Source organism: Pseudomonas sp. 313, assembly GCF_000316965.1.
Classification (GTDB): domain Bacteria; phylum Pseudomonadota; class Gammaproteobacteria; order Pseudomonadales; family Pseudomonadaceae; genus Chryseomonas; species Chryseomonas benzopyrenica.
Window position 1 is genome coordinate 206702 of sequence record NZ_ANBZ01000072.1, and the last position, 23150, is coordinate 229851.

Annotated in this window: 25 protein-coding genes; 5 read left to right on the forward strand and 20 right to left on the reverse strand. The window is 64.7% G+C overall.

The features are described from left to right. The first annotated feature begins 21 nt into the window (after positions 1–21). From C722_RS0116880 to C722_RS0116890, 3 genes are read left to right on the forward strand one after another with little or no spacing between them, the layout of a single operon-like run. On the forward strand, positions 22–2310 hold the full coding sequence (locus tag C722_RS0116880; RefSeq protein WP_017641642.1) for a glycosyltransferase: 2289 nt from the start codon (positions 22–24) through the stop codon (positions 2308–2310). After that, positions 2307–4109, forward strand: a complete 1803-nt coding sequence (locus C722_RS0116885; protein ID WP_017641643.1) for a glycosyltransferase — start codon at positions 2307–2309, stop codon at positions 4107–4109. The genes C722_RS0116880 and C722_RS0116885 overlap by 4 nt, the downstream gene beginning before the upstream one ends. A gap of 6 nt (positions 4110–4115) precedes the next feature. Continuing rightward, positions 4116–7079 (forward strand): glycosyltransferase, encoded by a 2964-nt coding sequence (locus C722_RS0116890; RefSeq protein ID WP_017641644.1) that lies wholly within the window; start codon positions 4116–4118, stop codon positions 7077–7079. 350 nt (positions 7080–7429) lie between these two features. On the opposite strand, the gene xerC is transcribed toward C722_RS0116890, so the two are convergent. The 14 genes from xerC to C722_RS25085 all read right to left on the reverse strand — a co-directional run bounded on the left by xerC (position 7430) and on the right by C722_RS25085 (position 16362). Continuing rightward, complete coding sequence (gene xerC, locus C722_RS0116895; protein ID WP_017641645.1) at positions 7430–8578, reverse strand: tyrosine recombinase XerC; 1149 nt, start codon at positions 8576–8578, stop codon at positions 7430–7432. Beyond that, entirely contained in the window at positions 8575–8784 is a 210-nt protein-coding gene (locus tag C722_RS0116900; RefSeq protein ID WP_017641646.1) for a hypothetical protein, read from the reverse strand. The genes xerC and C722_RS0116900 overlap by 4 nt, the downstream gene beginning before the upstream one ends. Next, on the reverse strand, positions 8781–8975 hold the full coding sequence (locus C722_RS0116905; protein ID WP_017641647.1) for a hypothetical protein: 195 nt from the start codon (positions 8973–8975) through the stop codon (positions 8781–8783). The genes C722_RS0116900 and C722_RS0116905 overlap by 4 nt, the downstream gene beginning before the upstream one ends. A 588-nt stretch (positions 8976–9563) precedes the next feature. Then, entirely contained in the window at positions 9564–10235 is a 672-nt protein-coding gene (locus C722_RS25070) for a 3'-5' exonuclease (RefSeq protein ID WP_017641648.1), read from the reverse strand. Next, positions 10232–10492 (reverse strand): hypothetical protein, encoded by a 261-nt coding sequence (locus tag C722_RS0116915; protein WP_017641649.1) that lies wholly within the window; start codon positions 10490–10492, stop codon positions 10232–10234. Before C722_RS0116915 ends, C722_RS25070 begins: the two co-directional genes overlap by 4 nt. A 73-nt stretch (positions 10493–10565) precedes the next feature. Continuing rightward, complete coding sequence (locus C722_RS25075; protein WP_017641650.1) at positions 10566–10946, reverse strand: hypothetical protein; 381 nt, start codon at positions 10944–10946, stop codon at positions 10566–10568. Next, entirely contained in the window at positions 10943–11533 is a 591-nt protein-coding gene (locus tag C722_RS0116925; RefSeq protein ID WP_017641651.1) for a hypothetical protein, read from the reverse strand. Before C722_RS0116925 ends, C722_RS25075 begins: the two co-directional genes overlap by 4 nt. Before the next feature lie 25 nt (positions 11534–11558). Further along, positions 11559–14276, reverse strand: coding sequence for a toprim domain-containing protein (locus C722_RS0116930; protein WP_017641652.1), 2718 nt, complete (start codon positions 14274–14276; stop codon positions 11559–11561). Between the two features lie 2 nt (positions 14277–14278). Then, positions 14279–14497 (reverse strand): hypothetical protein, encoded by a 219-nt coding sequence (locus tag C722_RS0116935; protein ID WP_017641653.1) that lies wholly within the window; start codon positions 14495–14497, stop codon positions 14279–14281. Then, positions 14497–14739, reverse strand: coding sequence for a hypothetical protein (locus tag C722_RS0116940; RefSeq protein WP_017641654.1), 243 nt, complete (start codon positions 14737–14739; stop codon positions 14497–14499). The genes C722_RS0116935 and C722_RS0116940 overlap by 1 nt, the downstream gene beginning before the upstream one ends. A gap of 74 nt (positions 14740–14813) precedes the next feature. Next, entirely contained in the window at positions 14814–15173 is a 360-nt protein-coding gene (locus C722_RS25080; RefSeq protein ID WP_017641655.1) for a hypothetical protein, read from the reverse strand. Then, entirely contained in the window at positions 15170–15529 is a 360-nt protein-coding gene (locus tag C722_RS0116950) for a hypothetical protein (protein WP_017641656.1), read from the reverse strand. Before C722_RS0116950 ends, C722_RS25080 begins: the two co-directional genes overlap by 4 nt. A gap of 105 nt (positions 15530–15634) precedes the next feature. Beyond that, complete coding sequence (locus tag C722_RS0116955) at positions 15635–16117, reverse strand: YmfL family putative regulatory protein (protein WP_017641657.1); 483 nt, start codon at positions 16115–16117, stop codon at positions 15635–15637. Then, entirely contained in the window at positions 16114–16362 is a 249-nt protein-coding gene (locus C722_RS25085) for a hypothetical protein (RefSeq protein WP_017641658.1), read from the reverse strand. Before C722_RS25085 ends, C722_RS0116955 begins: the two co-directional genes overlap by 4 nt. A gap of 102 nt (positions 16363–16464) precedes the next feature. On the opposite strand from C722_RS25085, the gene C722_RS0116965 reads away from it, so the two are divergent. Both C722_RS0116965 and C722_RS0116970 read left to right on the forward strand, forming a co-directional pair. Further along, on the forward strand, positions 16465–16794 hold the full coding sequence (locus C722_RS0116965; protein ID WP_256204542.1) for a helix-turn-helix domain-containing protein: 330 nt from the start codon (positions 16465–16467) through the stop codon (positions 16792–16794). 57 nt (positions 16795–16851) lie between these two features. Continuing rightward, positions 16852–17415: a hypothetical protein gene (locus C722_RS0116970; protein WP_017641660.1), complete on the forward strand. Its 564-nt coding sequence runs from the start codon at positions 16852–16854 to the stop codon at positions 17413–17415. A gap of 297 nt (positions 17416–17712) precedes the next feature. On the opposite strand, the gene C722_RS0116975 is transcribed toward C722_RS0116970, so the two are convergent. The 6 genes from C722_RS0116975 to C722_RS0117000 form a co-directional block, all read right to left on the reverse strand. Further along, positions 17713–18987 (reverse strand): phage late control D family protein, encoded by a 1275-nt coding sequence (locus C722_RS0116975; RefSeq protein ID WP_017641661.1) that lies wholly within the window; start codon positions 18985–18987, stop codon positions 17713–17715. Further along, entirely contained in the window at positions 18984–19427 is a 444-nt protein-coding gene (locus C722_RS0116980) for a phage tail protein (RefSeq protein ID WP_017641662.1), read from the reverse strand. Before C722_RS0116980 ends, C722_RS0116975 begins: the two co-directional genes overlap by 4 nt. A 5-nt stretch (positions 19428–19432) precedes the next feature. Continuing rightward, positions 19433–22030: a phage tail tape measure protein gene (locus tag C722_RS0116985; RefSeq protein WP_017641663.1), complete on the reverse strand. Its 2598-nt coding sequence runs from the start codon at positions 22028–22030 to the stop codon at positions 19433–19435. Then, on the reverse strand, positions 22020–22139 hold the full coding sequence (locus C722_RS25890; RefSeq protein WP_017640277.1) for a GpE family phage tail protein: 120 nt from the start codon (positions 22137–22139) through the stop codon (positions 22020–22022). The genes C722_RS0116985 and C722_RS25890 overlap by 11 nt, the downstream gene beginning before the upstream one ends. Before the next feature lie 8 nt (positions 22140–22147). After that, on the reverse strand, positions 22148–22537 hold the full coding sequence (locus C722_RS0116995; protein WP_017641664.1) for a phage tail assembly protein: 390 nt from the start codon (positions 22535–22537) through the stop codon (positions 22148–22150). 62 nt (positions 22538–22599) lie between these two features. Next, entirely contained in the window at positions 22600–23115 is a 516-nt protein-coding gene (locus C722_RS0117000) for a phage major tail tube protein (protein ID WP_017641665.1), read from the reverse strand. Positions 23116–23150: the final 35 nt, after the last annotated feature.

A 23150-nucleotide genomic window follows, 5' to 3' on the forward strand; every position in this document is an offset into this window, starting at 1 on the left:
ATCGAGGGTTTGTACGGAGGCGTGCTCCAGGGCTGGGCCTGCGACCTCGCCCAGCCGGACCTCAGGCTCGCCCTCGAAGTGCTCGTCGATGGAGCCAGCGTGGCCTTGGTACGCGCCGACGAGTATCAGAACGGGCCTTGCGTTGGCGATGGCTTTCACGGATTTGCTCTGCAGCTGCGCGAGGCCTGGCTGGCCGACGCTCACCAGATCGTCGTACGGGTAGCCAACGGTGGCCCCCGCGTCGGCGACCCCCTGGAGTTGCCGTGCGCAATACCCGTCGCGGCGACCGCGCCTGGCAGCCAGGTCTGGTACGGCGGTGGGTTGGCGGTGACCGGCTGGCTGTGGTCCGCGGAGACGCCAGGGACGCACCTGGAGGTGCGGGCGCGGCTGGCCGATCGGATCGTGGCCCGCGGTCGCGCTAATCTCTGGCACCCCGCCCTCAGCTATCGTCCCGACGCCGATCACGGTTTCCGGCTGGAGCTACCCTGGACGCTGGCTGATGGCGGGCGCCACGAAGTCCATATCGAAGACCCGCAGGGCCGGCCGTTGGCCGGTAGCCCCATCCTCGTCTGCTGCCGGGCCGAAGGCCTTGGCGCCCTGCTGGCCGCCGGCTGGCCGGAGCAGGCCGCGCCCGAGCTGCGTGAACTCGCCATGCGCCTGGCCCAGGACTACGCTCAACGTTGTCCGCGCAGTGCCGGCTTTGGCCACTATCCCCAGTGGTTCGCCCTGCACCAGCGTCCGCCGGCCTTTCCCGAGCAGGTAGCGGACCAACGGATCGCCGTGCTGCTCCATGGCGAGGCACCGGACTATGAACGCCAGGCCTGCCTGGACAGCCTGCAGGCACAGCGTCTGGCGCCAAGCGGTCAGCGGGTCGCCACGGCCGATTTTGCCGAGTCGCTGCGGCAGCTGATCGACGAGGGGGCGGACGGGGTCCTGTTGCTGCCCTTCAGCTCGCGCTTGCGGCCCCAGACGCTGGATCAGCTGGCGCTGGCCTTGCTGGGCCGCCAGGACGAGTTGCCGGCGGCCTGGGCGTTCGCCGATTGTGACCAGGACCAGCCGGACGGCAGTCGCGGCAATCCCTGGTTCAAGCCCAGCTGGGATCTCGATCTCTATCTGGGGACGGATCTGTTTACCGAGACCGCTCTGTTCGGCCGCGCGGTCATCCTTGCGGCGCTGGACGCCCTGGAGCGCACGGCGAAGGCACCGCATGACCGTGAGGCGGTCGTCGCCGCGCTGATCTGGGCGACCCTGCGCGCCGAGCTGCCGGTGGCGCGGGTCGCGCAGGTGCTCAGCCATCGCAGCGCCCTCTGTCCGGCGACGCCCGCCGAGTGCGACCGTCAGAAACCCGAGCGCCTGGAGCGCCTCAACGGGCTGCTGGAGCGACTGCGTCCGGGTAGCCATCTGAGTCGTCAGACGCAGCTGCCGGGCGCGCTGCGCGCCCACTGGGCGCTGCCCGAACGGCTGCCCAGGGTCAGTCTGATCGTGCCTACTCGCAACGCCTTCAGCCTCTTGCAGGCCTGCCTGGAAGGCCTGCTGGAGGCCACCGACTATCCCGCCCTCGAAGTCATCGTCATCGACAACGGCAGCGACGATCCGGCGACGCTGGACTACCTTCAGGCGTTGCAGGCCCGCGGCGTGAAGGTGCTGGCGCATCCCTATCCGTTCAACTACGCCACCCTCAACAACCGGGGGGTGGCGCTGGCGACCGGGGAATACGTGGGTTTCATCAACAACGACATCGAGGTGCTGCAGCCGGACTGGTTGCGCGAGATGGTCAGTCTGGCGGCCAGGCCCGAGGTCGGGGCCGTTGGCGCCAAGCTGCTGTGGCGCAACGGGATGGTGCAGCACGGCGGCGTGGTGGTCGGCATCAACGGCCTGGCCGCCCATACCGGCAACCACTGGCTGCGCGAGGATCCCGGCTATCTGGGCCTCAATCAGCTGACCCGTCAGCAGAGCGCCTGTACCACGGCCTGTCTGCTGATGCGGCGCGATCTCTACCTCGGTCTCGACGGCATGGATGCCCAGCGCTATCCGGTGGCCTTCAACGATGTCGACCTGTGCCTGCGCATCGATGCACTGGGCCTGAAGGTACTCTGGACCCCCTTTGCCGAATTGCTCCACGCCGAGTCGGCCACGCGCGGCAAGGACAGCTCCGCCGACAAGGCCGCTCGCGCCCAGCGCGAGCAGCGCGCCCTCTACGAAACCTACTCGACCCAGCAGCTGACGGATCGTTTCTACAGCCCCTCGCTGAACCAAGACTGGGCCCTGGGACCCTACGGCGGTCTCGACCTGGCGCCGGACCGGACATGAGCGGCGATTTGGCCGAGTACTGGCAGGAAGGCCCGCAGGCCCTGCGCGGCAGTGACTACTACCGGGTGCCTATCGCGCGTCTGGCGGTGGCCGGCGTGGCTGCCTTCCATCGGCTGTTCCTGCTGATCTGGCAGGTGCGGCCACTCGATCTACAGCCGCGGTTTCCCCTCGACGACGACGCGGCCCGTGGCGCCTACCTGGGCTGGCTGATCACCTCGGGCAGTCGGGAGTATGCCGCGCTACGGGAACTGGATGACTTCTGGGCCGAACTTTCCGGACCCGCATCCCTGCCGGCGACCGCCTGGTCGGGTGGCGTGTCGCGCCTGATCCTGGCCCTGATCCAGCTGCGTGATGACCTGGGTCTGTCCACCCGCCTGGAGGACGAGCAGGCACAGCGAGCGGCATTGGCCTGGTTCTTCTTTGGCGGTGGCTTTCGGGAATTGCCGCCGGGGTGCTTGGAGATTCCCTTCTGGCAGAAGACCTTTCTGCTGGATGCGGCAGCCATCGAAGATACCCGCTTCGCCCGCCTACTCCATGGGACGCGCGGCGATTTGCAGCAGGCCTTCGACCTGACCACCGCACCGGGCCGGACCGGCTACAGACAGTGGCTGAGCTCGAACGGCCGGCAGGAAACCGCACTGGATGCGCTGCTGGGGGCAAATCGCCTGGCCTGGCCCGCGCGCAGCGGAAGCGAGCTCCAGCCGTTCGGCGTCAACCTGATCGGCTACGCCTATGGCGAGCTGGGCATCGGCGAGGACCTGCGCATGGCCGCGCGTGCCCTCGAGGCGGCGGGCATTCCCTTCGTCATCCTCAATGTGAGCCCAGGGGTGGACGAGGGGGACCGGAGCGTGGCCGCCTGGGTCGCCACGGCGCCGCGCTATCGCTACAACCTCTTCTGCCTGACCGCCCTCGAACACGCCCGGGTCTATCTGGAGCAGGGCAGCGGCCTCCTGGCCGGCCGCTACACCATCGGCTACTGGCCCTGGGAGCTGCAGCGCTGGCCGGCGGCCTGGGCGCATAGCTTCGCCCTGGTCGACGAGGTCTGGGCGTCGAGCCGCTATACCGAGACGGCCCTGTCGGCTATCGCGGCGGTGCCGGTCTGCCTGATGCCCATGGCCGTGCAGGTAGCTCCCCCTGAGCCACGGGACCTGCTGCGCCGGCGTTTCGACCTGGTGCCAGGGCGTTACTACTTCGTCTTTTCCTTCGATGGCGGCTCTTCGTTCCGCCGCAAGAATCCCGTTGCCGTCATCAGCGCCTTCCAGGCGGCCTTCGCGCGCGAGGATCAGACGGTCGGCCTGGTGGTGAAATGCATGAGGGCCGACAAGGAGCCAGCCGCCTGGATGCAGCTGCAGGCGCTCGCCGCCGCCGACGAACGCATCGTGCTGATCGACCAGGTGCTCGCCAAGGGTGACGTCCTGGCGCTCTATGCCGCCTGCGACTGCTTCGTTTCCCTGCACCGGGCCGAGGGCTTTGGTCGCGGTATCGCCGAAGCCCTGCTGCTGGGACTGGACGTGGTGGCCTCTGCGGCGGGCGGCAACCAGGATTTCTGCACGGGCGTCGCCGGGGTCGAACTCATTCCCTGCGCGGTGGTGGCAACCGGCGCAGCGGACTACCTCGAAGGCGCGGACAACTTCTGGGGCGAGCCTTCTCAGCCTGACGCCGTGCAGGCGCTGAGAAACCGGGCGAGCGCCCGGGCGGGCATTCGCGAGCGCGGCGCGACGCTGGGTGGATTCGCTCCGGACACGGTGGGCAGGCGTTATGCGGCGAGACTTTTGGAGCTGGATCAGCAGAGGCGTTAAGGCAACATGGAAACCACGTTCATCGGGTGCGTCGACACCAGCGCCACCAAGCGCATAGAGGGCTGGGCCTACGACAAGGGCGCCCCCCTGGAGCGGGTCAAGGTCGTGGCGATCCAGTCCGGCAAGATCATCGCGTCCGCGGTAGCGAACCGCTTCAGAGCCGATCTGAAGACCATCCTCGGCAGCGATGGCTGCCAGGGCTTCATCCTCGACTTGCCCAGTCTGAAATCCTTCGAGCCCATCAGGGTAGTGGTCAGGGATAGCCAGTACGAGCTGACCAACAGCCCGGTCATCGCCAACCTGGAAGATGCCCTGACCTGCATGCAGGACACGGGACTTTACGAGCTATCCGGCAGCGACATCTTGCCTGAGGAGTTGCGCAAGGTGACCCTGATCCGCAACTGCTACACGCAGCTGCTGGGGCGCCTGCCCAATGCCGAGGAAGCCCGGACCGCCATCGCCTTCCTGCTGGAAAAGAGCGTTTTCGAGTGGGTCCTTTCCATTCTCTACGCCGAAGAATTCCTCGGTCGCAAGCTGGATTTCGGTCGCCTGCCCCAGGCGCTGGTCAGCCTGGCGCTGGCCGCCGATGGCCTGACGACCAACTGGGAACGCCTGCTGTTCTGCCTGACGCGCACGACCAACCTGGGCGATTCACAGCAGCTGACGCTGCTGCTCCAGGACTGGACGACGGCGCCGGTCCTGGGTTGCTTCACCCTTGCGGAAGACAATGCCGTGATCGGCTGGGCGGTGGATATTCGCAATCCCTACCTGGCCGTTTCCCTGAGCCTGGAATTCGGCGGCGAGATCCGCCATATGGAAACGGCCGGGGCACCGTACAGCCTGGTCTTTCAAATTCCCCAGTTGGCTGGCGCGAGCCCGTCGAAATTGCCGCAGATCGTGGCGAATGGCTGTTCCCTGCCTTTTCTCAAAACAACCATCACGCCCTACGAGGCCTTGCTGAAAAAGGCAACCATCTACCACACGCCCCTGTGGGATGCCCTGATTCGGTCCAATGCGGCTGCCGTGCTCAAGCAGGATTCGATCCTGAGTCGGATGGACGACGGCAGCCATGCCTACATTTCCAAGTACATGGAGCACGTCCATTACAAGCGCTTTGGCCAGGCGGCAAATCTGCAATCACTCAGGGGCCGCACCGAACTGGTGAGCTGGTATGTCAATGAATTCCGCGAGCAGTGGCAGGCCAGCACGGTGTTTCCGGTGTCCGCCGGACTGATCGACTATCTCCAGGGCTGCGCCTTCAGCGACGAAGTGACCGAGCAGTTCGTCTCCAGGCTGGTGTTCCTGTTCTGGAAGAAGCATGAGGCGGACAAGGACAGCCTGTTCTCCCGGCCCCAGTACCTGCACCTCCTGTATCGCCTGATCTCTTCACCCAATGCCGGATCCGCGGCCTTCCTGAGGCTGTGCGGTGAGCGCCTGATCCGACCGCTGCAGGCGCGCCATCCGGATTCCTCCCGGTTGCCCTTCGACATCAACTGGTATTGGCGGATCGCCCTGGACGAGGAGCTACGCGATGCCGGTGTCCGCGAGGTCTCGGCCGCCCGCTATGTGGAATTCACCTTCAACAAGGTCTTTTTCTGCTGCGCCTCCGGCTTTCACGTCGATCTGCTGCCTGGCGCCTGGCTCGATTACTGGCGGGGCGATGTCGGTGATGGCCTGGGTCGGGCCGAATGGGTCATGGCCAAGGCCTTGCTGGGCTACGAGCCCAGCTCCGAGGTGGCCAGACAGTGGCTGGCGGACGTGTTGTACCGGCGCTATCCACAGTTGCAGATCCTGCAACCAGGTGAGGGCGCACAGGATAATGGTCGTCTGTCCGAGCGGTTGCGGGCCCTGATCGAAGGCACCTGCCCCCTGGAAAACAAGGTCTTCGTCATCGGCCATACCTCCCAGACCGGACTGGGGGCCAATCTGCGCATGACCGTCGAGGCGCTGAAGGGACTCGGCATCAGACCGGCCATCGTCTCCGTCGACAAGGACGAACTCGAGCTGGGCGGAGAGCAGTGCCGCGAGGCTACCGAGGTCGAGCGGCCGGTGATCATCTTTCACGTCAATGCTGATCGGATTCCCTACGAGTGCTCGCGCTTGCCGGCGGATCTGCTGGAAAAGGCCCACAAGATCGGCTTCTTCCTCTGGGAGACCTCCAGTCCGCCGCTCAGCCATGGCCTGGGCCTGGACCTGATGGATGAGATCTGGGTCCCTACGGAGTATCTGCAGGACATCTATGCCCGTGTCACCACCACGCCCATCATCAACGTCGGCAAGGGGATTGCCGTACCGGTAGCCTTCGAGCCGTTCGAGCGAAAAGCCATCGGCCTGGCCGAAGAGGACTTCGTCTTTCTCTCGATCGGTGACTTCCACAGCTCGATACCCAGAAAGAATCCGCTCTCCGTGGTGCAGGCCTTCAAGGCCGCCTTCCCCTCTGAGGAGGGCGTGAAGCTGGTGCTCAAGATCAGGAACGTCGACTTCGAGCACTGGTGCAACAAGGGCGGCTACTGGGACCGGGTGCTGGAGGCCATCGGCGGCGACGAGCGCATCAGCATCCTCGACCATGACCTCTCCGCCAGCCATTACTGGGGTCTGCTCGACAGCTGCGATGCCTTCGTCTCGCTGCACAAGTCGGAAGGCTTCGGCTACGGCATCGCCCATGCCATGTTGCTGGGCAAGCCCACCGTCGTGTCCGACTATTCCGGACCCCGGGATTTCTGCAGCGACGCCACCAGCTTCCTGGTCGCGGTCGAGGAGGTGCCGGTCGAGGAGGGCGAAATGCCGACCCTGGTGGCGGGTGCCGTCTGGGGCAGTCCTTCCATCGCCGCGGCAGCGGCCCAGCTGCGCCGCCTCCATGAGGATCGCCCGGAGGCCCAGCGACGCGCGACGAACGCCCAGGCTTTCATGCGCGCGAACTATTCGCTGGCCGCGCTCTCACGGACCTACGGCGCCAGGCTGGGACGCTAGCTACGGACATTCCGGCGGAGAGGCGTGCGGTAGACCTCTCCGCCGGTTTACCGAGGCTAGGGTCTGGGAATGACGGTTACAAAGCCTCTATCCGGTCTTCACCAGCGAAGATCGGATGCGGCTAACGGGATTGGGGAGAGGTCCTGGACGGGGGCAGCCACGGCAGAGGTGGCTTGTCCAAGACCTTGAAGAAGATGGTGCCGGCACCAGGAGTCGAACCCGGGACCTACTGATTACAAGAAAGCTGGGCTTTCCTTGTCTTTCAGTCACTTAGCCTTTTTCTTGTTACGCATGCGCACGGCTTTAACCCGGATCCCTTGCGGGTCCGGGCTAGCTTGTTACGTGCTGATTTAGAGGGCGGAAGGGGTGACGACGGGGACGCTGAGGTCGTAGATGTCGAGCATCGCGGCCGAGCGGTGGCCGCTGGCCTGTTGCTTGTCAGCGCGGGTGCCAGGGCTGTCGGTGATGCCCTTGCGCTTGAGGTCATGCAAGGCGAAGCGCTGCTCGGCCTGGATGACGCCATCGGCGATCGCCGTGGTGATGAATCGTTGCCAGGCGCTGTCCAGGCTGGACTTGACCAGGGCGCCGCCGTGAATGGCCACGATCGCCGGGCGCCGCTCAGGCGCAGCAGGCGTGGGGATGGATTTCTTCGTCCAGATCGCGGTGCGGTATGCCCGGGCGCTATTCCAGGCCTCCCGCAGGCGTGGCGTCCAGCTGACGACGTTGTCGCGGCTACCTTTGCGGCGGTTGGTCTGCAGGCCTTCGGGCAATTCGTTGGCGTCGGTGAGGGTCACCACCTCGATCCCGCGCAAACGGCAGAGGTAGGCCAGCTCCATCACCAGCCACAGGTAGGCCGGGCAGCTGCCAGGTTGGCCGCGGCTGAGACGTCCCATTTCGCGAGCTCGCTGGATCAGCAGGTCCATCACTTCTGGTGCCGGCAGCCGCCGCTGCTTGCGCTCGGTGGGCGCCTCGATGCCCAGGGCAGGGTTGACGTCGACGTAGCCGCGGTTGCGGCCCCACTGCAGAACGCGGCGCAGGTAGCGCAGGGCATGGGCAGCCTTTGATGGCGTGCCCTCCGCGGCGATCCGATCAACCAGGCGCTGGACCAGGGCTGGAGTGAACTTGCGGACAGCGAGGGCGCCGAGTGGCTTGCCCAGCTTGGTGGGAATGCCGACCAGGACCTTCCGGCAGTAGTCGTAGTCGGCCTGGGTCTTGGTGGCGAGCTGCTTGAACTGCGGGCTCGCATGGTACTGGCTGCAGAGGTAGTCGAGGCTCTCGCGATCGACGCCATCGCGCTCTTCCATGATGCGGTGCAGCTCGGCGAGGGTGACGGTAGCCGGTGCAACGTTCTTGCGGCGCTGCCGGCCGGCTTCGTCTCGGTGCAGGGTGTACCAGACGCCGTGCCCACGGTGATCGAAGAAACAGGCCGCGGGTAGCGCGGCCTGGTCGATGTGGCTGGGTATATGGGGATTGAGCTTTCGCTTCCTGGCTCGCCTCATAGGATGTCGACGTCGTACCGCTCCTGGCTTGCCGGCTTGACGCCACCGGCCTGGTTGATGAGTTCGAGGGTGGTCCAGGGGCCTGTGCGGCCCCTGAATATCCGGACGCCCTGGTCGAGCAGGATCCGCTCAACGTCCGCGCGCCGGTTGTACCCGGTGATTGATTGCAGATCCTGGAAGGTCAGGATCCCGGTCGCCGGTGTCATTGCTCCAGCCACTCCTTGCGGCGACCGTACTGCCGCCGCATCTCCTGGATGAGTTTATCGGCCGCCTGGGCACCACGTTTACTGGAAATCAAGGCGGTCAATTCTTGTATCCGCTCGGGCGAAATGTAGCCCTTGCGGATCCAGGTGCGTGCCTCGGCCTCGAGGAGTTGCAGCGGCTGAACCGTATTCATGCAGCGCCTCCTATCGACTGAAGTTCTCGCCTATAAGGTGCATCGCGCACTTCGGAGCCTAATGCGGCTACGTCTGCCAGATGGCAGGAGCGGCACCACAACTCCCCAGCATTGACGATCTCAGGGTACCCAGTAGCAAGACTGATTGCAGAGTTGCGGAGGGACCAAGGGCCATGCACTGTCCCGCAGTTGCTACATACCCCGATTTGCCTCATCCGAAGGACGTGTTTTTTGTATACAGCTGTCGTTCCTTTACTTATCGGGTAGCCCTTTCCCTTGGTCCTACGCACGAAAGAGCATTCTTTGGAACAGGTGGTGATTTTCTCAATATCAGAGGGCTGCAGCTCCATTTCCTTTCCGCAAATCACGCAAGGCTTACAGACGCGAATTATCCGAGCCTGGGCAGCACAAGCTCTGCTGCAAGTCGAGACAGCCACCCTTACTACGTGGCTCGTTGCTCTTTTGAACTTGATGCCGCAAACAGGGCAAGTCATTCGTATCTGCCCCGCTTCTCTCGATAACGGAGTTTGGTTGGATAGCTCTTTCATCTGGCAGACCCTTCGTCTCTAGGTCCTGTTGTCCGCTCAATCATTTTTCCTCCAGGCCGTTAGGCTGCGCGTAGGAATGTTCCAGCGATGCCACCCGGCTGGCTTCGGCCTTAGCGCAGTCCAGGCGGAGGGCGTGGACGGACAGGGCCTGGGTCAGCTGGTGGGCTTCATGGCGAGCGTCGTGCAGGGCGTGGTGGCGGATGCCCTCGAAGTCGCGCAGCTTGGCGGCGGGGTACAGGTCTAGCAGGGTCCGCAGGTCTCGCTCCTCGCGGTGGTGCCAGGGCACCAGGTTGTCGCCGATGCGGTAGGCATTGCCCAGGATGATGCAGTCGAAACTAGGGCTGTTGCCCCAGATCCGCCGCTCGACATCGGCGAGACCGCCGTCCTGGTCGGGCTGAGGCTCAGACTGCTGGAGCAGCCAGTTGGAGAAGAGCACCAGCGCGGCCCGGATGTCGTCCCGATCCCGGCTGCCGTCGATCTCGGCCCGGGCCTCGGGCGACTGCCGCCACCACCATTCGATGGTTTCGCTGTCAGGCACGGCGCCGCGGGCGATGGCGGATTCCAGGTCGACGCGGCTGTAGAACTCGTCGGTGATCGCCGCAGCGGCGGTGCCGGCACCGGTCACGGCAACGGCGCCGATGGACAGGATTGGGGCGTTGTTGCCCTGGCCGAGGGTCTCCAGGTCGATGACGATGTCGATACGGCGGTTCATGCGTTTGCTCCAGTGTGCTGCTGGGCCGGCTTGGCCAGGGTGGTTTCGATGACCTCGGCGTCCTCGGCGGTCAGGGCGCCGAGGGTGTTGGCCATGCTGGCCAGGGCGAGGAGGTGGATGCGATCGCCGCTGGAGCGGCTGACCTGGTAGCGGATGACCGCCTCGCCCAGGAGGGCGGTGGCCTGGCAGCGTTGCAGCAGGGCCGGGTGGAGCGTGATAGGCTGAGCATTGCTACTGCGCTGGTTTACGTTAGGCATGATGTTTCTCCAGTGGTGGTGGTCGGCCTGGGCGAGTTGGCGCTCCCCAGGCCTCTTTCTTTCCGGCGTCCCGTCAGCGGATCCGGACCTTCTTCTCGCCGTCGATCACGAACAGCTGGACGTCCTCGAAGCGGTACTGGCCGCCGACGCCGCCCTTCACGACATAGCCGCAGGGATCTCCTGGAACGATCGCGACCGGGAAAGGCGTGGGCCAGCCTGGCCAGTCGCGCTGGTTGGCGTATTGGCTGGTTTTCTTGATCTCGGCGTAGAGCTGCTGGCCGGTAGGTTCGGTCTCAGCGGCCTTCTGCCAGAACTCCCAGAGCACCTGGACCGAACGGCGAACATAGGTGCCGTCGACGTGATCGAGGTCGTTCTCCCCGGTGAAGCCCTGCTGAAAAGCCACTTCCTCAAACCGCGCGCGGCGGGCAGCCAGATCCAGGTGCTTGGCGTTCATGCGGCCTCCCGGTTGTAATCGCGGCGGGCGGCGTCGTAGTGGCTGGGCAGGATCTCCTCAGCGCCGTCGATCCAACCGGCGCTGGGCTTGCCGGCGGCGACGTTGGCCAGGTGCTCGGCCTGGTCGATGCAGAAGCCCAGGCAGAAGTAGGCCGATCCGTGTTGGGTGAAGAACAGGCCGCCGCTGAGCAGCAGGTTGCCGGTGTTCACGCCCAGGCGATCCCAGAACGCATGCACGTCGAGCGACGCCGGACAGTGCTCCTGCCACAGCTGGACCAGACGCTGGTGCTCGACCTGGAGGGCTTCGCGCTCCGCCTTGGGCATGCCCTTGGCCGTCTTCGGCTTGACGCGCAGGCGGCGGAAGCCCCACTGATCAGGTCGGCACCAGTGGACGTCCAGCTCCTGGCCTCCCTTGAGCTTTATGCCGCCGGGCATGACGTCGGTCGTGGAGCGCAGCAGGGCGACCACACCGCCGAAGGCCTCGCCCAGACGATCAGCAGCGAGCCGCAGGGCTTGGCGCTGGTTGAAGCAGTCCTGGACGATGGCGACGACTGCAGGGTCTGTGGATCGGTAGTGGTATTGCTGCATGGCGTTTCTCCTTGGGGTGGGCGGATCAGGGCTTGAAGTGCCAGCACTTCACGTTGGGTTCTTTCTTCTCGCTCAGGGGGTTGCGCAGCATTTCGCGGGTGCGAATCGCGCTGGACGTGGAAACGTTGATGCCCAGGAGCTTGTGCCGGCGGCAGTCGGGCAGCATGCGGCGCAGGGTGTTGAGGTCCGGGATCTTCTGCTTGAACTCAGCGGCCTTCTCGGCGAACTGGTTGAGGTTGATGGCGATCAGCTCGTCGGGCTTCTTGGCGTGGTTGACCATGGCGTGGTCGCCGCGCGATTCCAGGTAGTCGTACACGGCCCAGAATTCGTCCAGCTCGGCCGGGTCGGCGCTGATCGCGCTTTGGCGCTCCATGGCCATCTGCAGCAGCTGCTGATCACAGGCAGCCAGCTGGGTCTCGCTCAGCGGTAGGATCAGGGCCAGGCAGTCCACCAGGGCCAGGATCATGGCGTGGTTCTTCACCACCCGGGCCGAGCGCAGGGCGCTCATCTTGCGCAGCCGCTGGCGGTGGTGCGGATAGCGCTCGGCGAATAGGGCCATGACCTGGGGTTCGGCCTTGATGGCCTTGACCAGGAAGTGGCTCAGCTCCTCGATCTCCATCAGGTTGATGGCGTCCGCGGCCGCGCTGCTGGCCTCGGTGATTTTGGGCTTGGTGAAGTGCAGCTTCACGATCCGCGAGAGGATGGCTTCGTGGCCTGTCACCGGCGCGTTCTGGCTGATGACGATGGTCCCGCGGAAGGGCGGCTCATAGGTTTCGTTGGTGTTGTTCTTGACGCCGCGGGTACGCAGCAGACCGCCGCCGAAGAAGTCCTTCAGCTCGTCCCAGTCGAAGCTCTTGGTGTTGGCGGCATCGCTGTTGCGGTCGCCCTCGAGGAGCACGACCGGCATGCCGGCAACCTGGCCCATGGCACGGCTGCGGCCAGAGGCCGAGCCCTTGGTCGGGTCGAAACCTTCGTAGTTGCGGCCGAACAGTTTCCAGATGAAGACCAGCAGGGTGGACTTGCCGGCGTCGGGCTCGCCGGTTACTTCCAGGAAGGGAAAGCTCTCGTACTGGCCGCGGATCTGCTCGGCGAAGAGGGAGCCGAACCAGTAGGTGAGGGTGATCAGCCCCTTGGCACCGAAGCATAGCCAGAGCTTGGGCAACCAGTCTTCGCGGTAGCCGGTGCTATCGGGCTGCGCCTTGATCTTCAAGAGCGACGGCGACTTCACCCGGCGTTTGCCCAGCTCGAAATAGTCCTCGCTGTTGGCCTTGACCACGTTGCCGTTGTGGCAGGCGATGTCGTTGAAGATGTAGGCCTGGTGGTCCTTGCTGTAGCCCATGAAGTCGATGGTCTCGACGGTCTTCACTCCCTCGGTTTGGGTGATAACGATCTGGTCCAGGTGCTTCTGGGTACCGAGCCAGGTCGCACCGGCGTGCAAGAGCTTGGCCTTGAATTCACCGCTCGAGGCCATCTGCTTGGGCGTGAAGGCCAGCTTCTCGGCCGGGCCGTCGTGGGGCGGGTTGACGCGGAGGTAGTACCAGGCCTCGCCGGTGGATTCGCTGATCTGCTTGTAGAGGGTCTCGAAGTTGCAGTTGGCCAGCAGCTTGAGCGAGCAGACGTTCTCCAGAGCGCGGCGGCGGGCGCTGTTCTCGTTGAGCATCCGGTCCTCGGGCTCGTCGCTGTCCAGGATGGCGCGCTGCTCTTCGTCCAGCTTGCTGAGGTCGAACTTGGCCCAGTACATGCGGTTGCCGAAGTCGAAGTAGAACTCGCTGCTCGCTTCCTCGAAGCCGTAGATCCGCAGCGCCTTCTCCTTGGGGGAATCGGCCAGCAGCAGGGTGCCCTGGTGGTGGGCGATCTCCAGGTCGCGCTCGATACGATCTTTGCGCTTGTCCTCTTTCTCGAACATCCAGCGCTGGTGCAGATCGTTCCAGTCGACCTTGCGGCCACCTGGTTGCGGGATCTGAGCGGCTTCCTGGTTGCGATAGCCAAGGTCCTTGGCCAGGCGTACCCACTTGCGGATGTTCTCCCGGGCGGTCGGCTCGTTATCAAGGGCCCAGACCAGTTTCGGCAGCTTGGGGCCGCGGGTACGGGCCAGTTCCTTGAGGGCTTCCTCGGGGAAGGGCGCGCTCGACATCATGGAGACGGCGTGGATGCCGTGATGCAGCAAGGCGATGGCGTCGAAGATCCCCTCGACGATCCACAGCTCCTGGACCTGCAGCAGGTCGACGGTCGGCGGCACCCAGAGCTTGCCCTTGTAGCTCCAGGCCGGCTTGAAGCGGGCCTTCTTGCTGCCGAAGCGGTTCGGGCGATCGATCAGCCGTTCCCAGTAGCCGCCGGCGGGCATTTCAAAGCGCACGGTGGCCGAGCCGATACCGAGGTCACGGTCCCAGTAGTTCTCCTGGGTGTACCAGCCTTTGATCAGGCCCAGATCGAAGCCGCGGGCGAATTGGAGGTAGCCATCGGCACTGGCGGCCGGGGCGTCGTTGGTGGGCTTGAAGCGCTCGGACCAATCCTCGAACAGGTCGCTATAGAGCTCCTTGACGTGCCAGGTCTGGCCACACTTCGCCTCGCGGCCGCACTTCACCACCCAGGGGTTGGCGTGGCTGGTGAAGAGCTCGGTCTTGTGGCACGCCGGGCAGGTGCCCTTACGCATGTAGTCCGTGCCGTTGATGTGCCGCAGGCCGAGGTCAGCCTCGAGGCGCTGCAGTACGTCGGCGCGGAGCTGGTGATCCATCTGGTACATGCTCAGAACTCCGCCGCGCGGCCGGTACCGAGGTCGCGCACAAGGCGCAGGTTACCGCCCTCATGGCGTTCGGCGTCGGTGGCCAGGATATTCAAGGCGCGGGCGAGCTCGCGCAGCTCGGCGGGGGTCCAGAAGTCGATGACGCCCAGGACGCCATCGTTCGATACAACGGTAGAGCCGGCGGCGTCGCGGGCGAGGGTCACGTCGAGTTGGCGGCGCATCAGTTGGCCTCCTGGGTGGCGAGCTGAGCGCGGATCTGGGCGGCGGTCTGGTGGGCGGCGAGCATGGAAGGGAAGCGCTGCAGGATGGCGGCGCGGCGCTTGTCGGTGTCCTCGATCCGGAGGTAGCGCGGCTCGTTCCAGTGCTGGTTGACGATGTAGTCGGCGCGGCCCTGGAGCCAGCGGGCGTAGGTCTCAGCGACTGCCGGCGGCAGCTCGATCTGGAGTGAAAGGGTGTTCGGCATGATGTTTCTCGCTGCAAAAAGGCGCAGTTCACCCATACCCACGCTAGGCGGGCATGGATCAGGTATTCAGGGGCTTAGCGGGAGGCGTTCTGTCGCGTGCCGGGGTCTTCGTCGATCAGGGCGTCGAAGATCTCCACGACCGGAATGCAGTAGCGCAGGCCAGTGGCCGGGTTGACCAGGACAACGACGTCGCCGGTGCTGGCATCGACGTCCAGGAAGCGGTGGCCCTTGAGGGCTTCGAGTTGGTCGTTGGCGCGAGTGACCAGGCGCTCGGCGGTGTGCTGCGGCACGCCCATCAGCTGCAGGTGCGCGGCGGCGGCATCCTGCAGGGCCTGGCTGCGGCCAAGGTGCTTGGCTTCGTGGTTGCGCAGGTAGGCCAGGGCAGCAGCCTGCATGGTGTCGAGGTAGTCGGCGGGGTGGTTGGTGGTGGTCACGATGCGATGTCCTCTCTGACTTGCTGCTGCTGGTCTTCGTCGATCTCGTCCTGGAGCAAGCTCAGCTGCTCTTCGCGGATGACCAAGTTGTTCTCGTACACCTTCTGCGCCATGGCGTTGAGGTGGCTGGTGCTGGGTGGCAATTCGCAAGCCGGCGCATTCGGCAATCCACTCGGGCTGGCCAGGTGGGTCAGCTCGGTATGGGCGTAAAACGACGCGCTGCAGGGCGCGAAGTGACACTGGAAAACCTGTTGCCGCAGGAACACGTGGGCAAACCAGCTGGTCCGGCAGACCAGGGGCGCACCACAGAAGCAGCACCAGAACTGCCCCTTCTTCTGTTTCTTGAACAAACGCATCTATCTTCCCTGCCGCCTGTGGCGGCTCCGGCCTAGCCGGTTTCTGGCGCTCCGCGCCGACTACGTGCCCACTGTCCTGGCAGGCTTTCAGGGTTCGCCGTCTGGCTAGTGTTTTGGATCCGTTGCCTTGGCCGCATGCAGCGTGATCACCGCCCAGACCTCTTCTTCGCGTGCCGCCATATGCCGGCGATGCGCGCCGAGGATCTGCTCGATCTCCTTCGCATCGATGACGCCGTCCTCCAACGCCTGGCCGATGATCTGGTCCACCAGGCCACGCTTGACGGCGGTCTTCACCGAGCGGGCGTAGAGGTCCAGGTTGTCCAGGTCGCCGATCTCGGCCTGGCGGACGAAAAAGCCGCCGTACTGAGAGGCCAGGTAGTCCACCAGGTGGGTGGTGCCGGTTTCCTGCTCGAGCAGCAGGATCTGGGCATCACTCAGCGGGCGGGAGCCAGCGGTTTCGTAGGCGTGGTTATCGAACTTCTTGAGCGGCAAGCCGAGGCGGGCTGCGGCGCACTCGCGGCCGCCAGGGTAGGCGCAGATAACAGCGCTGATGACCTGGCGGCGGGTTTCTAGGGCAGGGCGTTTCATCTTCCAGTTTCTCCCTGGGCCGCAGGCCCGTACTGTTCCGGCTTAGCAACGTTTATCTCACCGTCTTTTATGCCCAGTAGTACCGCCGCGCGGTGGGCCATGCCTCGCTTCCCCTTCTTCTTGCCTGCCAGCACCTGGTAGACGGTGAAGGCGTCGAGCTCATGCTCGCGACAGAAGTCGGCGATGCTCCTGCCCTCTCGCTCTAAGGCCTCACGTGCTTGTGCCGGTGTGCGCAGCGCTGTCATAGTTCAAATTCGTTCAAATGAGTTAAGTCACGCGAACTCTATCACTCAATTGAGTTAAGTCAACAGGGTAGTTTTATTCAAATGAGTTCAATCGGGAGCCGGTTGAAGGAGGAGCGCGAGCGCCTTGGCATGTCCCAAGGGGTTTTCGGCGAATTTGGCGGCGTGAAGACAAACGCCCAAGTGAAGTATGAGAAGGATGAACGGAGCCCTGATGCTCTGTACCTGCAGGCCCTTCACAACGCTGGCGTTGACGTGTGCTACGTCATAACTGGTCTACGCGCGAGCGCTATCCCGGAAAACGCGCTTGGCCCAGAAGAGGCTGAGATCCTCCTCTATGTCCGAGGAATGTCTGAGTACAACAAAGAGTCCGTCCGCCGCATGGCTTTCGCTATGGCTGCAGCGGATGGCGCACTGGATTCCGGTAAGGCGTAAGGCCTGCCGGCCCTGGCCATGGGGGCCAGGAATCATGGATTCCCAAGGAGCAGTTCCATGAAGATGCATATGGGTGTCATCAAACGCCGACTTGAAAAAATTGGACTGGCAGGCAGCCTGTCCCTCGTACTGGCCGCAAGCGTATTGCCTTGCATGCCAGTTGAAGCTGCCAAGCAAATGCCTATCTCTACCTCAGAAGATGAGAAAAGCCTTGAGCTACCTGTTGATACCTTCGTCAAGAGGCTCAATAGCCGATTAAAGACCGCACAGGTTGGCTTCACTGCCGGGAAGCCCGAGATCAGCGAAGGCGCTGTGAATGACGTTCTGAAGCTCCCCGTTGGACCACACAATGTCGTTATTGCGACCTTGGGGAAAGGGTCCCGGGTCATCAAGCAAGTCATGGTCGTAGGCTCAGGGGATGGCACTCCGAAATCCGGTATGACGATCCTCATGGCAGTCAGCGCTGTATTCGCGGCTACAACGCCTGATCTGCAAGTTAAAGACGTGCTTCCTAACCTTCCTGACATCCTCAAGGGTGAAGACCAACAACATGGTTCGGTCTCTTTCAGCGGAGTGAAGACGCCTACCATGGGAGCTGTTTTCACGGCTCAAGCCATATGATTGCCCCACTAGCCCGGCCCTAACGCCGGGCTTTTTGCATTTGCAGCTGATCCAGGGTTGGCGAACTACCTCACAAAATGTACTGTATGGAGATACAGTATTGCTGGGTAAGCATCACATGGAAACGGCAGTCCAGAGACATCTAGTTAACCCCTTCCGACAATCTCTAATCCTCATGCCATCTGCATCGGAGGTCGACCTGTTGAATGCATTTCGACTGCTCCGCCACCAGGATCAAGAGCGTGTGCACCGCATGGTTCGGGATATGGCCCGAGTGCATGGACCGCTAAGCCATAGTCAGCTCTGAGCATTCTCTGCCTGCAGCTTCTTCCACTCCCGGTCCACAGCACGCTTCGCCGTCGCCTTGGTGGCGTACAGGTGCCGTAACCGCCGCGGCTTGCTCTGGTCGCCCTCGGTGAGGGTGTGCTCCTTGCCAGTCTTGGGATCGCGGTAGTAGGCGATGATGCCGGTGTAATCGCCCTGGATCTCGTCGACCAGGTCGGCGACTAGGTCTTCTGGCAGCTTGGCTTCCAGCTCGAGGCGCGTGGTGTAGCCGCCGTCCGCGGTGAGGCTGTGCTGAACGTTCCCCCCGTACCAGATGATGGCGTCGATCTCGGCCTTCACGCCCTGCAGGGTGTAGGTGAGTTCGGGCATGAGCTCAGGCCGGCCCAAGGCGAGCTGGTAGGTGAGGGTGGCAGTACCGCGCTGCAGGCGGTTCCACTCGGCCCGGGCGGCGCGTAGCGCAGAGAGCTCGTCGGCGTAGGTGTGGCGCAGGTCCTTCACGTTCTCGCCGCCGCCGGCGATGGCCTCCTTCTTCTTCGCGCTGTTGACGTCGTAGTAGAAGGCGCGCACGGCGTCATAGCTCTCGCGATCGGCCTGCAGATAGCTGTGCTGGTCGCCGTCCTTGCGGGTGAGGGTGACGTGGCCCAGGTCGGCGCCGCTGACCGCCTTGCCGCCGCCGGCCGGGAGGAACAGCAGGCGGCCGGCTTTCACGGTGGCCACCGCGTCATAGTCCTCGCCCAGGCGGGTCAGCAGGTTGGCGTCCGATTCGCCGGTCTGGTCCAGCTGCAGGACCTGCTGCGCCTCGAGGTCGGGCGCGATGAGCGGGGTAAGCCCTTGGCGCGCAGCCAGGACGCGCAGCACGGCGCCCAGGGTGGTGGCGCTGTAGCTCTGGTCCCGCTTGGTCTTGAGGCCCTTGCGCAGGTCGGCGCTGCGGGCGCGGATGCTGAGCACGTCAGGGGCGCCGCTGTGCTCGGTCTCGTCGACGATGTAGCTGCCCTTGTCGATCAGACCCGTGGTGGACCAGCCCAGCCAGAGGCGGATCTTGGCGCCCCGGGGCGGGATGGCCAGCAGGCCGTCGTGGTCGGACAGCACCAGGCTCAGCTGGTCGGCCTCGAGGCCGCGGTTGTCCGTCAGATCCAGGCTGATCAGCCGCGGCGCGATGAGGGCGCTGATGTCCTTGCCGTCGACCAGGATCTGGTAGCGCGCCTGGGCATAGGTCGCGCCCTGCACCAGGTCGCGGCCGAGGGTGCGCAGCTGGCCGGTGGCGGTGTCGAGCAGCTCCTGGATCACAGCAGTTTCCTCAGCAGGGTGCCCATGCCGGCCATGCCGGCGCCGAGCAGCTCGCGGCCGGTGTCGTCGTCGACGCGCTTGAGGGCGATGCTGAATTCGATGCGGCGCGGGGTGCCGTCCTGGAAGAAGAGCGTCTTGGTCTCGGTGATGCTCTCGATGACCCAGAGCCCGTAGATCCGCCCGCTGCCCTCGATCAGTGGCCAGGCGCCGCCGGTGCCGGCCATGTAGCGCAGCACGTCCAGGCTGCTGGGCGTGCCGGCAAGCTCCGGGGCGAGCCAGCCGGGAAGGGTGATGCTGTCGTCGCCCTTGCCCAGGAACTGGCGCGCCGGCGCGGCGCCCACGCGGGAGCTGGTGGCGTGGCGGTAGTCGGTCTGCCGCTGGAGCTCCTGGTAGGCGAGGGTGTAGAGGCTGAAGATGAAATTGCCGAGGGCCATCATCATGGTGGTCAGGTCCTGTCCTTGAGGCTGCTGCGGCTGCGGGCGGCCTTCTGGCTCTCGATGCGGGCCAGGGCGGCCTGGACCTCGCGAGCGATCGCCTGGGCGTCCGTACCGGCACCCGCGTTGATGGTGATGTTGTAGACGTCGCCGCCCGCCGGTGCAGCAGGCGCGGCGGCGGACATCGCAGGTCGGTCGTCGAAGGTGATGCCGTTGGCCAGCGCCGGAGTGGCGGCAGTACCGATGCCCAGGGCGACCGCGCCGGCGCTGGCGATGCGTTTGGCGGTGTCGGCGATCTGGGACAGCGGGCTGCCTTCCCCCTTGCCCAGGCCGATGGCCAGGCCCTGCATGGTGAATTCACCCAGGGAGGCGAAGACGCGGGAGGGCGAGTGGATGTCGAGCTTCTCCTTGAAGAAGTTGATCGCGCTCTCGCCAGCGCCCATCACCGCGTTTTTCACCGCGCCCAGGCCGCTGGTGATGCCGTTAACCAGGCCCTGCATCATCATGCCGCCAAGGTCGGTGAATTTGGACGGCAGCTCGACGCCGAAGTAGGTCATCACCGCGGCGAAGGCGCGGTAGAAGAGGCCGATCGGCGAGAAGTCCAGGATCAGCTTGGCGATCCCGGTAATACCACCACTGGCGCCCAGTTTCATCTCCTCCCAGATCCCTTTGAACCGCGGCGCAATGGTGCTCCAGTTGGTGTAGAGCAGGGTACCGGCGGTGACCAGGCCGAAGATGATGGCGGTGATGGGGTTGGCCATCACGGCGGCACCGAGCAACCGGAAGCCGGCAGCTACCAGGGGCAGGGCGCTCTTGCCGAGGTTGAACAGCAGGCCGATGAGGTTGGGCAAGCGGATGTTGACCTGGGCGAGCATGAAGCGCAGCGCGAGGAAGGGACCGAGCACGCCGGCGACGCCCAGGGCGACGGTGCCGAAGGCGATCGACACGGCCGAGATCACGGCGGCGACCTTGACCAGGTTGCCGGCGAGCGTGGGATTGGCCTCGGCCCATGCGCCCGTGGCGGAAGCAGCATCGGTCAGCCAGGTGATGATTTCCTTGAGCTGAGGCGCGACGGCCGCTCCGAACTGAGCTTGAGCGTTGGTGAAGCTACCTGTCGCGGCATCCCAGAGGTTGGTCACGGTCTTGAGCTGCTCGTTGACGCGCATCTGCAGGTCCGCCTGGGCCTTCATCTTGCCCTGGACGTCGCGGTAGCCCGCTATGCCGTTGGACATGAAGGTATTCAATGCCGTCAGGGTTTCTGCGTCATCACCGAAGATCTCTTTAGTGATGCCCAGGCGGGTTTCAGTGTCGAGCTTCTTTAGCTTCTCCAACTGGCTATAGAGTTTCTCGATGCCACCGAACTCACCCTTACCATCGGTGAAATCCAGCTTGATCTTGTGCTTGGCCAGCGCTTTGTTGGCTTTGGCCACCTTGTCGGTAGCCATACCCATCTGCAGAATTTTTCGGACCGCGTTACCTGCAGCGCCGCCTTCCATAGCTTTCTGGTCGAGCTGAATCAGCAGGGGAGCAAGGGCATTGGCCGCCTCGAGGCCCTCCTTCTTGATGATGTCCAGCGCCGGGCTGATCTTGCTGAAGCCCTCCAGCATGTCGTTGGAATTGACGCCCAGGTAGAAGCCGCGCTGGATGGTGTCCATCAGCCCCATGAGGTCCTTCTCGCTGGTGCGGGTGGCGTCCTGCATCTTGGCGGCGAACTCAGCCGCCTCGGTGACCGGCATCTTGAGCTGGACGCCCAGGTAGGCCGCGGCCTCGCCCATGCCGCCGAGGATGGTCTTGGCTGACATCCCCTGGCGCACCAGCATGGTCATCATTTCCTGGAATTCGGCGGTGGTACCGGGCAGGCGATCGCCCAGGCGCGTGGCGAGGTCGGAGATCTGCTTGAAGGATTCAGGGACCGAGCCGTCGCTCAGCATCAGCGAGGCGCGCAGCTGGGTAGCCGCGTCTTCGGCCGGGGCGAATGCCTTGATCATGCCCAGCACCGGGCCGCCGATCGCGGCGCCGGTTGCGGCCGAGCTGGCCCCGGCCATGGCGGCGTTGCCGGCGAGCTCCTGGCCGCGCTTGAGCTTGCCGCGCGCGTTGGCCAGCTTTTCCTGGGTGCGATTGAGGCGCTCGAGCTTGTTCTTCTGGGTGTCGATCGCGGCATTGGCGCTGGTGATCTGCGCCTGCAGGCGCGCCTGGGCGCCGCCGAGGTCGCGGGTATCGACACCACTGGCGCGCATGATCGGCAGCAGGCGCTGGAGCTCGGTGCGCTGGGCGGTGTGCTTGGCCTGCAGCTTGTCGACGGCAGCGGCCGCGTTGGCGAAGGTCTTCTGGAAGGCCGCGGACGGGGCGTCCATGGCCTTGAGCTGCTCGCGGTAGGACCGCAGCTTCTCCTGGCCCTTGGCCAGGGCCTCGGCGCTCTGGCGCACGGCCTCGCGCTGGCGCTGGTAGGCGCTGATGTCTTGCTGCTGCTGGTTGAGCTCCTTGACCCGGTCCCGGGCAGTCTTGAGCGCCCGGGCGGTCGCGTTGCCGCCCCCGGCGATGCGTTTGAGCGGGGCCGTGACCTTGTCCAGGGCGGACAGGAGGACACGGATCTGCAGGTCATTGGCCATCGGGGGAGACTCGCTTGCGGGCGCGTTCGCGCCAGTCCATCAGTTCGGAAACGCTCAGCTGGTCGAGCTGAGCGGGGTGCCAGTGGAAGGTGATGGCGAGATCCGCCATCGCATCCTCTACGTGGCGGGGAAGAGATCCGCCTTCATGGACTTCTTGAGCAAAAAACTTGCGACGACACTCCCGGCGTCGACCAGGTCGGCTGGATCCATAGCGCGGACCTCAGCCTCGGTGAGGGTCGGGGTGCTGATGCGCGGGATCACGCGGACGATGGCGTTGACGTCCATCTGCAGCAGGTCGGACAGGGTGATGCCGCGCAGCGCGCCGGCGTTGGGCTTGCGCAGGGCGATCTGGGCGATGGTGGTCGCGCCGCGGACGATGGGTTGGTCCAAGACGACTACGTTTTCCGGTACCGGCTGCGGCGCGTTGTGGCTGTGGCTGCCGGCCTGGTCGAGGTTGATGGTGTGGGTGTGGTCGCCTGCAGGAACGGTGTGGGTGGTGTCGCTCATGGTGGTACTCCAGGGAATAGGCTAGGGATTGCCCGCCGGAGCGGGCTGGAAAAGGGGAGGGATCAGATGCCGAGCGAGGCGCGCTGCTTGGCCAGACGGTCTTCGCCGCCGACGTTCTCGATGAAGTTGAGGAGGTCGATCTCGATCACGGTCTCGCCGTCCACGATCAGCTTGTAGTAGCTGCCGGTGGTGGTGATCTTGTGCTCGGTGTCCTCGCCGGCGGCGGCTTCACCCATCTCGATGGATTCGTGGCGGCCGCGGACGACGATCTCGACGGCGGTCTCTTCGCCGGTGTCGTCCTGCTGGTAGCTGCCGGTGAAGCGCAGGGGCACGGCTGCGGCGCCCACGGCGCCGAATTGCTTTAGGACGGTGAGGTCCAGGCCGCCGAGGGACCATTCCAGCTGGATACCGTCGTCGGACATACCCAGGTCAGCCTTGACGGGACCGTTCATGCCGGCGCCGCGGAAGGCTTCCATCTTGCGGCCGAGGGTCGGCAGGGTGACGGACTTGGCGACGCCCAGGTAGGAGTGGCCGTCGTTGAAAAGCATCATGTTCTTGAGTTTGCGGGGCATGGCCATGGGGGCAGCTCTCCAATGGGCGCCCGTAGGGGCGC

Coding starts and splice junctions, on each gene's coding strand:
- C722_RS0116900 (WP_017641646.1), bottom strand. CDS start 8,784: ATGACACCGGCGACCGGGATCCTGACCTTCCAGGATCTGCAATCAATC.
- C722_RS25085 (WP_017641658.1), bottom strand. CDS start 16,362: ATGACAGCGCTGCGCACACCGGCACAAGCACGTGAGGCCTTAGAGCGA.
- C722_RS0116950 (WP_017641656.1), bottom strand. CDS start 15,529: ATGCGTTTGTTCAAGAAACAGAAGAAGGGGCAGTTCTGGTGCTGCTTC.
- C722_RS0116885 (WP_017641643.1), top strand. CDS start 2,307: ATGAGCGGCGATTTGGCCGAGTACTGGCAGGAAGGCCCGCAGGCCCTG.
- C722_RS0116980 (WP_017641662.1), bottom strand. CDS start 19,427: ATGATGATGGCCCTCGGCAATTTCATCTTCAGCCTCTACACCCTCGCC.
- C722_RS0116970 (WP_017641660.1), top strand. CDS start 16,852: ATGAAGATGCATATGGGTGTCATCAAACGCCGACTTGAAAAAATTGGA.
- C722_RS0116995 (WP_017641664.1), bottom strand. CDS start 22,537: ATGAGCGACACCACCCACACCGTTCCTGCAGGCGACCACACCCACACC.
- C722_RS0116935 (WP_017641653.1), bottom strand. CDS start 14,497: ATGCGCCGCCAACTCGACGTGACCCTCGCCCGCGACGCCGCCGGCTCT.
- C722_RS0116955 (WP_017641657.1), bottom strand. CDS start 16,117: ATGAAACGCCCTGCCCTAGAAACCCGCCGCCAGGTCATCAGCGCTGTT.
- C722_RS0117000 (WP_017641665.1), bottom strand. CDS start 23,115: ATGGCCATGCCCCGCAAACTCAAGAACATGATGCTTTTCAACGACGGC.
- C722_RS25075 (WP_017641650.1), bottom strand. CDS start 10,946: ATGAACGCCAAGCACCTGGATCTGGCTGCCCGCCGCGCGCGGTTTGAG.
- C722_RS0116925 (WP_017641651.1), bottom strand. CDS start 11,533: ATGCAGCAATACCACTACCGATCCACAGACCCTGCAGTCGTCGCCATC.
- C722_RS0116940 (WP_017641654.1), bottom strand. CDS start 14,739: ATGCCGAACACCCTTTCACTCCAGATCGAGCTGCCGCCGGCAGTCGCT.
- C722_RS0116890 (WP_017641644.1), top strand. CDS start 4,116: ATGGAAACCACGTTCATCGGGTGCGTCGACACCAGCGCCACCAAGCGC.
- C722_RS25890 (WP_017640277.1), bottom strand. CDS start 22,139: ATGGCGGATCTCGCCATCACCTTCCACTGGCACCCCGCTCAGCTCGAC.
- C722_RS0116930 (WP_017641652.1), bottom strand. CDS start 14,276: ATGTACCAGATGGATCACCAGCTCCGCGCCGACGTACTGCAGCGCCTC.
- xerC (WP_017641645.1), bottom strand. CDS start 8,578: ATGAGGCGAGCCAGGAAGCGAAAGCTCAATCCCCATATACCCAGCCAC.
- C722_RS0116915 (WP_017641649.1), bottom strand. CDS start 10,492: ATGCCTAACGTAAACCAGCGCAGTAGCAATGCTCAGCCTATCACGCTC.
- C722_RS25070 (WP_017641648.1), bottom strand. CDS start 10,235: ATGAACCGCCGTATCGACATCGTCATCGACCTGGAGACCCTCGGCCAG.
- C722_RS0116905 (WP_017641647.1), bottom strand. CDS start 8,975: ATGAATACGGTTCAGCCGCTGCAACTCCTCGAGGCCGAGGCACGCACC.
- C722_RS0116985 (WP_017641663.1), bottom strand. CDS start 22,030: ATGGCCAATGACCTGCAGATCCGTGTCCTCCTGTCCGCCCTGGACAAG.